This window comes from Cysteiniphilum sp. (assembly GCF_057495195.1).
Genome location: NZ_JBXTEF010000074.1, coordinates 19,135 through 32,203 on the forward strand (window position 1 = coordinate 19,135; position 13,069 = coordinate 32,203).

The 13,069-nt window shown below is 37.1% G+C and carries 11 protein-coding genes; 6 read left to right on the top strand and 5 right to left on the bottom strand.

Annotated features, from left to right (window positions below):
- Window positions 1-242 precede the first annotated feature (242 nt).
- Window positions 243-1,127: a LysR family transcriptional regulator gene (locus tag ACY10D_RS06805; RefSeq protein WP_487000004.1), complete on the bottom strand. Its 885-nt coding sequence runs from the start codon at window positions 1,125-1,127 to the stop codon at window positions 243-245.
- A 206-nt stretch (window positions 1,128-1,333) separates the two neighbouring features.
- Between ACY10D_RS06805 and ACY10D_RS06810 the strand changes: the two genes are divergently transcribed.
- The 5 genes from ACY10D_RS06810 to ACY10D_RS06830 all read left to right on the top strand — a co-directional run bounded on the left by ACY10D_RS06810 (window position 1,334) and on the right by ACY10D_RS06830 (window position 7,502).
- Window positions 1,334-2,599: an MFS transporter gene (locus tag ACY10D_RS06810; RefSeq protein ID WP_487000005.1), complete on the top strand. Its 1,266-nt coding sequence runs from the start codon at window positions 1,334-1,336 to the stop codon at window positions 2,597-2,599.
- 77 nt (window positions 2,600-2,676) lie between these two features.
- Window positions 2,677-3,603 (top strand): ABC transporter ATP-binding protein, encoded by a 927-nt coding sequence (locus ACY10D_RS06815; RefSeq protein ID WP_487000006.1) that lies wholly within the window; start codon window positions 2,677-2,679, stop codon window positions 3,601-3,603.
- 9 nt (window positions 3,604-3,612) lie between these two features.
- Window positions 3,613-4,392: an ABC transporter permease gene (locus tag ACY10D_RS06820; RefSeq protein ID WP_487000007.1), complete on the top strand. Its 780-nt coding sequence runs from the start codon at window positions 3,613-3,615 to the stop codon at window positions 4,390-4,392.
- Window positions 4,393-4,419: 27 nt separating this feature from the next.
- Window positions 4,420-6,069: an NAD+ synthase gene (locus tag ACY10D_RS06825; RefSeq protein WP_487000008.1), complete on the top strand. Its 1,650-nt coding sequence runs from the start codon at window positions 4,420-4,422 to the stop codon at window positions 6,067-6,069.
- Between the two features lie 266 nt (window positions 6,070-6,335).
- Window positions 6,336-7,502: an MFS transporter gene (locus ACY10D_RS06830; protein WP_487000009.1), complete on the top strand. Its 1,167-nt coding sequence runs from the start codon at window positions 6,336-6,338 to the stop codon at window positions 7,500-7,502.
- Between the two features lie 26 nt (window positions 7,503-7,528).
- Here the strand turns inward: ACY10D_RS06830 and ACY10D_RS06835 are convergent, their stop codons facing one another.
- The 3 genes from ACY10D_RS06835 to ACY10D_RS06845 form a co-directional block, all read right to left on the bottom strand.
- Window positions 7,529-8,998: a peptide MFS transporter gene (locus tag ACY10D_RS06835; RefSeq protein WP_487000010.1), complete on the bottom strand. Its 1,470-nt coding sequence runs from the start codon at window positions 8,996-8,998 to the stop codon at window positions 7,529-7,531.
- A gap of 166 nt (window positions 8,999-9,164) precedes the next feature.
- Window positions 9,165-10,448, bottom strand: a complete 1,284-nt coding sequence (locus ACY10D_RS06840; protein WP_487000011.1) for a replication-associated recombination protein A — start codon at window positions 10,446-10,448, stop codon at window positions 9,165-9,167.
- Between the two features lie 2 nt (window positions 10,449-10,450).
- Window positions 10,451-11,383: a Ppx/GppA phosphatase family protein gene (locus ACY10D_RS06845; protein ID WP_487000012.1), complete on the bottom strand. Its 933-nt coding sequence runs from the start codon at window positions 11,381-11,383 to the stop codon at window positions 10,451-10,453.
- Between the two features lie 237 nt (window positions 11,384-11,620).
- On the opposite strand from ACY10D_RS06845, the gene ACY10D_RS06850 reads away from it, so the two are divergent.
- On the top strand, window positions 11,621-12,076 hold the full coding sequence (locus tag ACY10D_RS06850) for an Hsp20 family protein (RefSeq protein ID WP_487000013.1): 456 nt from the start codon (window positions 11,621-11,623) through the stop codon (window positions 12,074-12,076).
- On the opposite strand, the gene pyrF is transcribed toward ACY10D_RS06850, so the two are convergent.
- Complete coding sequence (gene pyrF / locus ACY10D_RS06855) at window positions 12,069-12,818, bottom strand: orotidine-5'-phosphate decarboxylase (RefSeq protein WP_487000014.1); 750 nt, start codon at window positions 12,816-12,818, stop codon at window positions 12,069-12,071. The genes ACY10D_RS06850 and pyrF overlap by 8 nt on opposite strands.
- Window positions 12,819-13,069: the final 251 nt, after the last annotated feature.

Genomic DNA, 13,069 nt, shown 5'->3' on the forward strand with positions numbered 1-13,069 from the left:
TTCGCCCTTAATGTCAAACACAAATCAGGCAAATCAAGCAAATATCAAAAAAGCAGCGAGAAATAGGGTATAACCATGTTCCTGCTCATTTTGATTGTGTAAGCATTGGCTGAGCGTCAGTCGAAGCCCCTATAAAGTGTGATTTTCCCAAGCTTGCACACTTCGACTAATGCTCAGTGCACCGCTTCGACTTGCGCCCAGGGTACGGTGAGCACTTGTGGGTGAATAAAGCACTTGAACCACTATAAACTATATTCCTTTAAAAGTGCTTGCATGACTTCTTTACAAACCTGACGCACCCAACGATTCTTTTTATCATGCTTTAAGCGCTCAGGGTAAGATAATTTAAATGGAAGACCCGGTAAATCAAAAGGTAACGGCAAATGTTTTTTATTAAATATACGTGCTAATACCGTTGAAGCAGTCATTACATATTTATCTTGTAAGAGCTCAGTGGCTGCACGCAAACTGCTGATTTGTAAACATAGATTACGTGGATCAGGATGCCCTAAAATATCTAATAATAATTGATTGCTACTTCCTTGGGAAAAAACGATATGAGGAAGTTGTAGATATTCATCGTAAGAGATGGATTTTTTAGAATCATCAAAAAAAGAATCAAACATCAAAACACCTGTCTCGTAGCTATAAATTTCATCATTAAATCCTTCAATATGTGTTGGAATACCAATAACTGCGTCAGTGTTTTTTAGTGTTTGATCATGTGCTTGAAGTGATATATAAGATAATGTGGTAATACTAATTTTATGTTGATCATTATATTTTAAAAAAGCATCAATAAGTGCTCTGGTGCTTGTTTCAGAAACGGCTTCAGTAATCTGTAATTGGATATGGGTCGGTGTCTTGTAAGGGTCAAAATCATGAGCTGGCATTAAGCTTAGCATTTCATCGGTAATTCTAATAATAGGGTTTACCATATCCTCAGCTTTAGGTGTTAGTTTCATCTTATTGCCGTCACGTATTAAGATATCATCTTTAAACATGCCTCTTAATTTGCCTAAGCGCATCGTAATTGCAGGTTGTGAAACATTCATTAATTTAGCAGTTACACTGATGTTCTTTTCAATAAGAAGGTGTCGCAAAATCATTAAATCACTGCTGTCCATAGATCATCACCTTAAATATGTTTGATATACATTTTATGATTCATAAACAAACAATAGCAAATATTCTCCATAAGTCCATTTTATAACCTGTTTATTAGTGTAATTAAAGAACACAAAATATATCAAAATTATATTGAGCGTATAAACAATCTACTTTAAGCTTGAACTTCAAGGAATTGAGCAGTAAAAAGGTTGAAAAAGTAAAAATGTCTGAGTATAAGCCAGCTAAATTTGCGATGTTGTTTGCACCGATTTTAAGTATGTGTATTCTTACGATCGGTAATACTTTTTATACAACCTATACCACGCTTGAGATTGAACGGATGGGGCAAAGTAACTTTATTGTCGGTTTAATTTCTGCGGCGTATTTTACAGGTATGGTGCTAGGGTCTTATTTTACTCAACGGTTAATTTTGCGCATTGGTTATATTCGCGGTTATGCGTTATTTGCAAGCCTAATGGCAGCAGGTGCAATGTCACAAGGCATTTTTTATGATGTTAGTGTTTGGGCGGTGGCGCGCCTTGTCTGTGGTTACGCATTAGCCGGATTGTTTATTGTTGTTGAAGCATGGTGCTTGGAAGGAGCGGGCAGTAAACACAAAGGTTTGGTGCTATCAATTTATCTGTTTGTCTATTATTTTGTACAAGCATCAGGGCAATTTTTATTAAACATTCCTTTTGAAACAGTGCTGCTAGCATTCTGTATTATTTCGATTTTGGCCACTTTATCGATTATTCCAGTTTGTCTGACACGCTTTGAAGCACCAAAGCAAGAGCATATTGAGTTATTATCGCCTTTTGTTCTGTTTAAAAAAGCACCACTTGGTATCTGGACGGCAATGACTGCGGGTATGATTTTAGGGAGTATTTATACCATTTACCCATTGTTTCTAAAGCAAACAGATGTGCCTGTGCATACGATTTCTTATATGATGTTTGCCATTATTATTGGTGGTATGTTGCTGCAGCTACCCATTGGTAAAATCTCAGATATTATTGATCGTCGTCTTGTTTTATTAATCATGTTAATCGCGTCAGTAGTAGTCTCGGTTGTAATTTGTATATTACATGACAGCTTTTGGCAATTAGCTATTTTGTCTTTTATATTGGGTGGATTGACCTTCACCTTTTATCCATTGTCGATCAGTCATTCCAGTGATTATTTGGATGCGGATCAGTTGGTGGGAATTGTCGGTATTTTAGCACTATCTTATGGTATGGGCTCAATGGTCGGACCATTGTTAACAACATGGCTTATGTCTATTTTTGGCCCTTATGGCTTCTTTACTTTTGTGGGATTTGTTTGTTTCTTATTAGCAGTCTACACACTATGGCGCTTACGTGCGCGTGAAGCACCTAAAGAAGATGAAAAGGTTGCTTTCCAAACGGTTGTTGCTGAAGCATCTATTGCGACAGAGGCAGTGGTAGAACAGCAGTTAATCGAAGAAAAAGAGAATAGTGATCACAGATAAAAAAGCACGTACCGCTAGTCAGTCACAAATTGTCTGTTACAATGCTGAGCTATCTATAATTAATAATCGAGTTTACGATGAGTTATACAAAAGCGCTGTCTTTGGTTAATGTTAATAAGATATACAAAGGCGGCTTTCATGCGGTAAAAGATGTCAGTTTTGATGTTTATCCGGGAGACTTCTTCGCCTTATTAGGACCCAATGGTGCAGGTAAATCAACTACATTGGGAATGATTTCAGCACTTGTTAATAAAACCAGTGGTAGTATTGAAGTTTGCGGTTATGATACGTTGAAATCACCCTTTATGGCACGCAAGCATTTGGGCGTTATGCCACAAGAGGTAAACTTAAATATCTTTGAAACACCGATGCAAATCCTATTAACACAAGCAGGGTACTTCGGGCTTAATCGTGAGACAACCAAACCTTATGCTGAAAAACTGTTAAAAGATATGGCTTTATGGGATAAAAAAGATGTACAAGTACGTTTCTTATCTGGTGGTATGAAACGCCGCTTGATGGTGGCACGTGCGTTAATTCATAAGCCTAAAGTGTTGATCTTGGACGAACCAACGGCAGGAGTTGATGTGGAGTTACGCCAATCACTATGGGAGCAAATGCGTGCGTTAAATAAAGAAGGCTTAACCATTATCTTAACCACACATTATCTTGAAGAAGCTGAGAGTATGTGTAATCGCATTGCGTTGATTCATCAAGGTAAATTGCACACAAGTTCAGATATGAAAACACTCTTAAGATCAGTCGACAAAGAGACATATATTTTTGATTTGAAAGAGCCAATAACATCGTCACAGATGCAATGTGAATATGGGCAGTGTCAGTTATTTGATTCAAATACTTTAGAAATTGAAGTCGATAAAAGTGTAACATTGAATCAATTATTTGCTGATTTAAGTCAACAGAATATTGATGTATTAAGTGTTAAGACAAAAACAAATAAATTGGAAAAACTGTTTATTGATGTCGCAAGAAGTAAGGCATAGGTGGGGAAGATGACATTCAAAGAATACTGGGTTATTTATTATACAATATTAAGGAAAGAAGTGGTGCGTGTGCTACGCATTTGGCCGCAAACCTTATTGCCTTCGGCGATTACCATTAGTCTATATTTCCTAATTTTTGGAAAAGTGGTTGGTGCGCGCGTTGGCACGATGGATGGTTTTGGTTATATGCATTTTATCACGCCAGGTCTTGTGATTATGGCAGTTATTAATAACTCATATGCCAATGTCGTGGGATCTTTTTATGGTGCACGCTTTAATCATTCGATTCAAGAGCTTTTAGTATCTCCGGCAACCAATCATTTGATTATCTTGGGCTATGTCTCAGGCGGTGTTGCACGTGGCTTTTTTGTTGGGATAATGGTGACGATTGTTGCAGGATTATTTGGCGGGATTTCCATAGGGTTTAGTGGACTATTGTTAATTTTATTATCATTTATTTTATGTGGCACTTTATTTTCATTAGGTGGGCTGTTAAATGGTATTTTCTCGCAAAGCTTTGATGATACGACGATTTTCCCTACCTTTGTGCTAACGCCATTGATTTATCTTGGTGGCGTGTTTTATGGTTTGAGTGCATTACCTCCATTTTGGCAACATATCGCGCAATATAATCCATTGTTCTATATTGTTGATTTTGTGCGTTATGCATTTATTGGTCACTCATCGGTCAATCCAGTGGTTGCTTTAGTTGCGATCGTGTTACTTATCACTATCCTTTATAGCTTGGCATGGTATTTGCTATCACGCGGTATCCGTTTAAAGTCTTAGGGGAATAAAGGAAATAAAAGGGTATAAATGAAAATTTCAGTCATTCAATTAAATTACACTATTGCTGATTTTACGTATAACTTTGAAAAAATATCGCGTGCGATGCATGAACATAAGGCAGCGGATTTAATCGTATTCTCTGAGCTTTGTATTATCGGTTATTATCCGTATGATTTATTGACTTATGATGAAGTAATCAACAAACAAAATCAGATTATTGATGCGCTTAAAACGCTTACAAAAACACTTGATACAGCGGTGGTGATAGGTGCGGCAACAGCAATAAAAGGGCTTAAAAAATTTCACAATAGTGCACTTGTCATTGCTGAAGGTGAAATTATTCATTGTTATCACAAACAGCTTATTCCAAGCTATGGGGTTTTTGATGAGACAAGGCATTTTATTGCCGGACAAAACAAAAATCGAAGCTTCAAGTTTAAAGGTCAGCATTTAGCTATTTTGATCTGTGAAGATATTTGGTATGACAACCATCAAGGCTATATAACAAATCCGATTGATGATTTACCTCAAAACCTTGATGCTTTGATTGTATTAAATGCTTCTCCTTCGATGTTTGGCAAGTTTGAGCAGCGTCTACAGATTGCGAAAAATATCACCAGAAAAATTAAAGCGCCTGTGATCTATAGCTCACAAGTTGGCGGTTATGATGAGCTAGTATATGATGGTGCAAGTTTCGTGTGTAATGCCAACTCAGAGCTTATTGCATTAGCAGATAGCTTTAAAGAGGGGAGTTTTAGCATTGATATGGAGCACTTACCACAAGCAATACTTAAATCGCCATATCAAGACAACCCACAGGCATTTGTTTTGCAACAGCTGATATGTGGATTAAAGGATTATGTGCATAAATGTGGATTTAAGGGTGTGGTTGTTGGATCATCTGGTGGTATTGATAGTGCATTGACTTTGGCAATTGCTGCTTTGAGTTTAGGTAAAGATAATGTCAAAGCAATCACAATGCCTTCTGTGTATTCCTCTGAAGGATCGGTGAGTGATTCCATTGAATTATGTCAAAACTTGGGCGTTGAGCTTTTCACGCGTGAAATTAAAGAGGAATTTTTACTCACTTGCAGGAACTTTAGCAAAGCATTTGGCACTGAGCCTAAAAAATTGACCAAAGAGAATATGCAGGCGCGTATTCGTGGGCGAATTGTGATGGAATACTCCAATGACACAGGATTTTTAATGCTGACAACGGGTAATAAGAGTGAGCTTGCCGTGGGCTATGCGACGCTTTATGGTGATATGTGTGGTGCGCTTAACTGCATAGGTGATTTATATAAGAATGATGTTTATGCCTTATCAAATTATATTAATAAAGCATATGGTGAATTAATCCCGCAAAGCATTATTGATAAAGCGCCATCTGCTGAATTATCAGAAGGGCAAAAGGATTCTGATAGTTTGCCAGATTATGATCATCTTGATGCTATGCTTAAGCTTTATCTAGAGCGTGATTTGTTGGCAGATGATGAAATAAAGCGCTTGGAGAACATTGTTGCTGAAGTAGATTTAAACGAGCAAAAAAGAATTTATCGATTAGTGGAGTTAGCTGAGTTTAAACGCAAACAAGCACCACAAATTTTATTTATTCAACGCCGTCCGTTTGGCATTGGTCGACGCATGCCAACCACGGCGAAGTTTAATAAGTCATGATAAAAAATTTCCATTAATGGGTAAGGAGTTGTCTAATACTAAGTTGTTAATTTGGAGAGGCTTTTTTATAACTAAACTTATAACTAACGCTTTATCTCATAACTATCAATTTAACATAATATATATTATGCGAATAAATAATGAGTGTAGTGAAAATGACTATTATATAAAAAGATTCATGTGCTTATGCTTGTGTTCATCTTGTTAATTAAGCTAAAGCAACTATTATCTTTCATTATGAAAACCGATATTACTATTTAATTATCATGGATAAATCCAAAGCACTTATTGCACTTTTACTTTGTACGCCAATATTTGGTATTGGCATTGATCTTTACACACCATCATTGCCACATATGAGTGCCTATTTTAATAGCACGGCAGCAGCAACTAAGTTAAGCATTAGTTTATTTATGCTCGGTGCATTTATTGGCATGATTGTTTTTGGCACTATTGCTGACGCTTTGGGACGACGCAAAATTGTCTTATGGAGCTTGGCACTTAATATTGTATTTAATATTGCTATTGCATTATCACCTTCCATGTCATGGGTTATTATTTTTCGTTTTATCACGGGTATTTGTGCAGGAAGTGTGTCATCGATGAATCGCGCACAAGCCACAGATATCTTTAACGCACAAGAGATGAAAAAAGTCTCCTCATCAATGACGATTGCGTGGGGTCTTGGACCGATTTTGGCACCCTTTATTGGCGGCTTGCTACAAGAGTATATTTCATGGAAAGCAAGCTTTGTGTTTCTCGCATTTTACTCCTTTATTCTCATGGCATTTGTTTATCGTTATGTGCCTGAAACTCACGTGCATAAGCACAAATTAAGTCTATCTAAAGTGTTTGCTAATTATAAGCTTGTTCTGAGTTGTCAGCAGTTTTTAGGTGCGATTTTACAAAGTGGCGTACTGTATATGCTGCTGCTTTATTTTGGGATTATTGGCAGCTTTTATATTCAAGAGATATTACATTACTCTGCCGCAAGTTTTGGTTATATTTCTTTATTTATTGGTATCGCTTATTTTGTTGGAACGATCGTCAGACGCGTATTAAGCTTTGTTGATGATAAAATATTAATGAATATCTCATTTGCAATTTTGCTTATGAGTAATGTTGTATTCCTTATTATGAGTTTTACTTTTAGCCAAAGTCTTAGCATATTACTTATTAACATCTTTATAGCCTGCTTTCTTACCGGTATTTTATATCCTATTTACTTGAGTAAAACCTTAAGCTTATTTCCTCAATTAGGTGGTACTGCAGGTGCTATTACCGGTGCTTCAGTGATGCTTATAATCAGTGTGATGACGTCCATTGCCAGTCTTTTTCGTATCCATACACTAACAGAGTTTGTTGTACTTTATCTTGTGACGGTTGTTATTATTGTCATTATTCAAATGTTAACATCCACAAAAAAATCTTAAAATTGGCTCAACCGCCCTATTTTTTATTATTTTAATTCAACCTGATGTTTATTAGCCCAGCGCTGCATAAGATAAGCAAATATCACATAGATAACACCTAAGCCAATACAAATTAATCCAACCCAAAAGAAATAAGACATATAAGTTGGTAAGCTTTCCAATGGATTGACCTTACCATCAGGCATGGCAACTAATTGCCCTAGTTTTCCTGCAAGTGCCCCACCAGCTGCTAACGCCAACATGAAAAAACCCATGCCAAGGGTGACAATCTCTTTTCTAAAGTATAATGCGACAAGTGAAAAACCAAGAGCAGCAACAAGTAGCTCAGCTAAGGCCGCAAAAACATAAAATAAAATCATCCAGTTCCCATTGATATAGCCATCTTTAGCGCTTAGTAAGCAGATAAGAAACAATACAATAAATGCCACACCTGATACGATAGTGCCTAGTGCATATTTATAAGGGATTGTTGAGAATTTGGTACGTTTTGATCTTTGATATAGTAGCGCAAGAATCGGGCTTAAGACAACTAACCAAAAGGCATCAAGTGAAGCATAAGTCGCGGGTGATACATCGATACCAATTAACGTTAAATGCACATTATGCTTAGCAAATAAGACAAGGGTTGAAAACATCTGATTATAAATCACAAAATAAACAATGGCTTCAATGACTAACAAGACACCTATAATCTGCATAAAGCGTACTTTGATATCTGTCACTTTCATTGCATCTTGCAGCATATAAATAAACATCAAAACACACAGTGCGATAATCAGGTAAAACGAGACATCGGATATCTGAAATAGCAAATAACAAACAACGATTTGTACTAAAGAACCTAAGATAATCATCGCAATAATTCTTAAGTTAATGCGTTCACCATCACGTTCACCGTTAATATCTTTCAATAATTGGTAACGCAAGCCATAGTTTAGTAGTGAGACGATCATCCCCAGTACCGAGATCCCAAAAGCGGCTGAGTAGCCTGTGTGTTCAGCAATAATTGGGGTAATGGCAATTCCTAGGAAACTGCCGATATTAACCCCCATATAATATAGCGTGAAAGCTGAATTTGAGCTGGCTGCATTATTGCTAAATATCTTTGAAATTAATGCCGTTGGCGCCGGTTTAAAGAAACCATTACCAACGATAATAAACGATAATGCCCACATAACGGTATTAAGATTATGCGTCAATGCCAACATGCCATAACCAACAAAAAGCATAATGCCACCGGCAACTAAAGCACGCTTAATACCAATATATTTATCGGCAATATAGCCGCCAATAGTCGGTGTTAAATATAGCAGTGCAGCAAAGATACCAAAAATCAGATAAGCCTTAGATTCATCAAGATGCTCTGCAGTGATAAATAATAAAAACAATGATTGAAAGCCATAAAAAGCATAACGCTCCCATAGTTCCATAAACCAGATGACGCCAAACTGACGCTTACTTAAATTTTTTTGATTAATTTGATGTTGAGTACTCATTATTGGTGAAACTCTCAATATTTGGGCGTGATGATGTGTTTAGTCACGCATTTTTGAACAAGGAAGGTAAATAATGGCGAGATTTAATGCTTTTGTAAATAATTAATTTATTTTGTAGAGTTGATAGATATTATTCATTGTAATGTAAACGATTGTTTGTGATATGTTATATTTTGCATTTTGATTTTAAATACGTAAGCTTTTGCGCAATTTTACTTTCAAGCCCCCTATCCGTTGGATAGTAATATTGGTGAGTTACACCTTCAGGTAAATAGCGCTGATTAACATACGCATCTGGAAAGTCATGTGGGTATTTATAGCTTTGCCCTGTTATCTCTCCTGCAGGTTTCACATTACGCAAATGCATTGGTACGCTGACATCTGAATGATTTTTTAAATCGCTAAAAACATTCTTATATGCCATGTATGATGCGTTACTCTTAGGCGCTGAAGCGAGGTAAATTGCTGCCTGAATTAGTAGCAAGCGCCCTTCTGGTAATCCTAAGCGTTCATACGACTGCCATGCATCTAAGGCAACATTAAGCGCGCGTGGATCGGCATTACCAATATCTTCTGAGGCAATACACAGCATGCGCCTTGCAATCACCAAAGGATCAGCGCCACTTTCGATCATATTGGCAAGCCAGAAAATCGCAGCATCTGGATCAGAACCACGCACTGACTTATGAAATGCGGATAATTGATCATAAAAATAATCGCCCTGTTTATCAAGCTTATGCGCGTTTTCACCCAGCGCAATATTTAGCAACTCATCATTTAATTCAACTGATTCTTGCTCACTCGTATTTGCCATTAAAAAGAGCATTTCAAGGACATTAAGTGCTTGTCTGCAATCGCCTTTAGCATAATGATATATTTTCTCAATAACCGTATCAGGTAGTATTAGTTCATGCGCTGATAGTGTCTCGTCATAGATCAGCACATATTGCAAAAGATCGCTGATATCATCAAGAGACAACGGTTTTAAACGCAGCACCGTTAAGCGTGATAATAATGCATTGTTAACTGAAAAAAATGGATTCTCCGTCGTCGCACCAATTAAGATTAAATCACCACTTTCAACATGAGGTAATAATGCATCTTGTTGTGATTTATTAAAGCGATGAATCTCATCTAAAAATAAAATAGTTGCCTGCTTATGCTCAGCAAAATGCATTTTTGCCGATTCTACAGCAAGCTTAATGTCTTTAACACCAGCACTAACTGCCGAAAGCTCTATAAAGTGATAGGAAAGCTCATGAGCTAACACTTTGGCTAAAGTGGTTTTACCAACACCTGGGTCGCCATAGAAGATCATTGACACGATATGAGACTTATCAAGCATCCGTGTTAGTATCTTTTGCTCACCTAACAAATGTCGCTGCCCTACATAGTCTTTGATGTTTTTAGGGCGCATTCGATAAGCTAATGGTGCTTGAACATAAGACATAGCTAATCCTTATTGTTTTGATAATTATTGACGATCTCGTATAACATGCCTTCACGCAATGCACCATCTGATTTCAACATGTTTTTAATCGATAAACGATTAAACAGCGCATAAAGCACGCAAAATCCACCTGCTAAGATGTTTTCGCGATCTGCTCTTAGACCATTAAAGTGAATATTAGCCACCACTTTCTTTTGTAATAACTCAGCGGCCAAATTCTCTAAAACCTCACGCGTAATGCTGCCATCTGACCAGTTGTTTGCTAGTGCTAAATCCGAAATCGAGCGAATGGTACCAGAGGATCCCAGAACGACTTCCCAACCTTTTTGACTGTATTCTGTAGCAATCGGCTCAATTAAGGTGTGCGCATAGGTAATTGCCTGTGTCATATTGGAAAGACTTAATAAACCGTCATTAAAGAACTGGTTTTGCATGCTGACACAACCCATTTCAAGACTGACTAATGCCTTTAGATTCTGCCCCTTACCAATAACTAGTTCCGTTGAACCACCACCAATATCAATAATTAAGGCTTGTTTCTTTTTGGCTTGTGTTATGGAAGAAGCACCGACATAGACAAGACGCGCTTCTTCTTCACCTGAAATAACTTCAATTTTGGTTTTTAATATACATTCAGCTTCTGTTAAAAAGTCTTGAATATTATCCTGTGCCTTACGTAGAGTATATGTGCCAACGACTTTGACTTCATCGACCTGATAATGATCGATTGACAAAGCAAAGTTTTGCAGACACTCCAAAGCACGGGTTTTAGCTTCATCAGTAAGTCCCATGTCATCGGTGAGTCCGGCTCTTAACTGTACTTTGCTTTTACCACGATACAGCTCTTTGATATCACCTTCGGTTGTCACCTGTGAGATCAACATGTGAAAACTATTAGAACCCAAATCGATTGTCGCTACTTTTTTACTCGACATAATGTATTACTTTTCCTAACTTATACTATCCATTGGCATCATAGCATAGCAACAAGTAATGCCAAAGGTATTCATTTTTATCTTATGATTAAATTTAACAATTTTTCTTGAAATTACAATTTACACCCCTATCTATCAGCTCGTGATACGCCAAACGGGTATTACAAAACCTTTTGAGTCATATGACTATGACTTCAAAAAAAACTAGAACAAACTTGCTAAATTAGGAGTGAAATTATGAATACATTAGATGCACTTGTTAGAAACGCCATTGGCTTTGATCGCTTATTTGCATTGGCTGAAACAGGTAAACCAACCAGCTACCCTCCCTACAATATCGAAGTTTTAGGTGAGCATGATTACTTAATCAGCATGGCAATTGCAGGCTTTAAAGAATCTGAGATTGATATTGTTGTTCATCAAGGTAAGTTAACTGTCACCGGCAACAAAAATGAAGACAGCAAAGAACGTAAATTTATTCATCGTGGTATCGCTGAGCGTTCATTTACACACACTTTTGAACTTGCTGATCATATTGAGGTCAAAGATGCACAATTTGAAAATGGTATATTAAACATTGCTTTAGTCAAAGAGATTCCAGAAGCAATGCAACCTAAGAAGATCAAAATAAATTCAAATGCACAAAATACTCAAAATACACAAGGTGCTAAAAAACTTGAAACAATTAATTAATTAATAAATTCCACGCTTGCTCTTTGTAGTGGCAAGCTGCTTCTTGCGGATCTTCTGCACCATAAATACCGCGTCCAACAATAATAATATCTGATTTTTTGTGCGTGATAACATATTCAGGGGTGTTATAGTTTTGCCCTAAGTTGTCACCTCTGGAGGCAAAATTCACCCCTGGTGTCATCGTGGCTAAATCATTATCTTGACTTAGTTTTTCTTGCGCAATAAAGCCCATCACAAAGTCTTTATTTTGCTCTGCTTCAACAACCGTTTGTTGTGTGTATTCATCACTAAATAGATTGCCTTTACTACTCATTTGTGCCAAAAGTAGTAAACCAATGTCACGCCCTTTACACCCTTCTTTTAACCCATCAATAATGCCAACCCCAGGCAAAAGATGGGCATTAATAATATCTGCCCATTGGGCAATATGATAAACCCCATCACGCACTTGGTGGCAAACGGTGTTACCAATATCGGCAAACTTACGATCTTCAAAGATAAGAAACCCTGCTTCATCAGCGATTTGGCGTAATTCTCGCGTCAATTGTGGTGTAAAATCAGAGACGATATCAATATGCGTTTTTAAGATAGCAATATGATCTGCCGTTTTCTCAACAAGCTTTAGAAGTGATTTACTATCTGTGACATCAGCGGACAAAGCCAAATTCGTTTTTTTGCTTTGTACAATTTTGTGTAATTTCTGTGTGACCGGATGCGTTGATTGAGCATAAGGAAGTCGCATGATTCAAACCTAACTGTATACTTGATTTGAGCGCAAACTATAACATAGGTGCCCTTTGGCGTCTATCAAGGGCATTGATTATTTTGGTGATTTTAATGATTTTGATTATTTACTGGAGTTACGCACTTTTGCTCAACTACCCCACCTCGCAGGCTCGGCACCCCTTCACAAGTGACATAGGTTTATAGGGATCTTTTTGTAAGTGGGTTTTAAAATGGTTGAGTTAAAGATAAGATGAATAAAATCACAAG

Excerpts from the sequence above, each read along its gene's own strand:
- ACY10D_RS06810 (WP_487000005.1), top strand. The coding sequence starts at position 1,334 with ATGTCTGAGTATAAGCCAGCTAAATTTGCGATGTTGTTTGCACCGATT.
- ACY10D_RS06840 (WP_487000011.1), bottom strand. The coding sequence starts at position 10,448 with ATGTCTTATGTTCAAGCACCATTAGCTTATCGAATGCGCCCTAAAAAC.
- ACY10D_RS06830 (WP_487000009.1), top strand. The coding sequence starts at position 6,336 with ATGGATAAATCCAAAGCACTTATTGCACTTTTACTTTGTACGCCAATA.
- ACY10D_RS06835 (WP_487000010.1), bottom strand. The coding sequence starts at position 8,998 with ATGAGTACTCAACATCAAATTAATCAAAAAAATTTAAGTAAGCGTCAG.
- ACY10D_RS06825 (WP_487000008.1), top strand. The coding sequence starts at position 4,420 with ATGAAAATTTCAGTCATTCAATTAAATTACACTATTGCTGATTTTACG.
- ACY10D_RS06805 (WP_487000004.1), bottom strand. The coding sequence starts at position 1,127 with ATGGACAGCAGTGATTTAATGATTTTGCGACACCTTCTTATTGAAAAG.
- ACY10D_RS06815 (WP_487000006.1), top strand. The coding sequence starts at position 2,677 with ATGAGTTATACAAAAGCGCTGTCTTTGGTTAATGTTAATAAGATATAC.
- ACY10D_RS06850 (WP_487000013.1), top strand. The coding sequence starts at position 11,621 with ATGAATACATTAGATGCACTTGTTAGAAACGCCATTGGCTTTGATCGC.
- ACY10D_RS06820 (WP_487000007.1), top strand. The coding sequence starts at position 3,613 with ATGACATTCAAAGAATACTGGGTTATTTATTATACAATATTAAGGAAA.
- ACY10D_RS06845 (WP_487000012.1), bottom strand. The coding sequence starts at position 11,383 with ATGTCGAGTAAAAAAGTAGCGACAATCGATTTGGGTTCTAATAGTTTT.
- pyrF (WP_487000014.1), bottom strand. The coding sequence starts at position 12,818 with ATGCGACTTCCTTATGCTCAATCAACGCATCCGGTCACACAGAAATTA.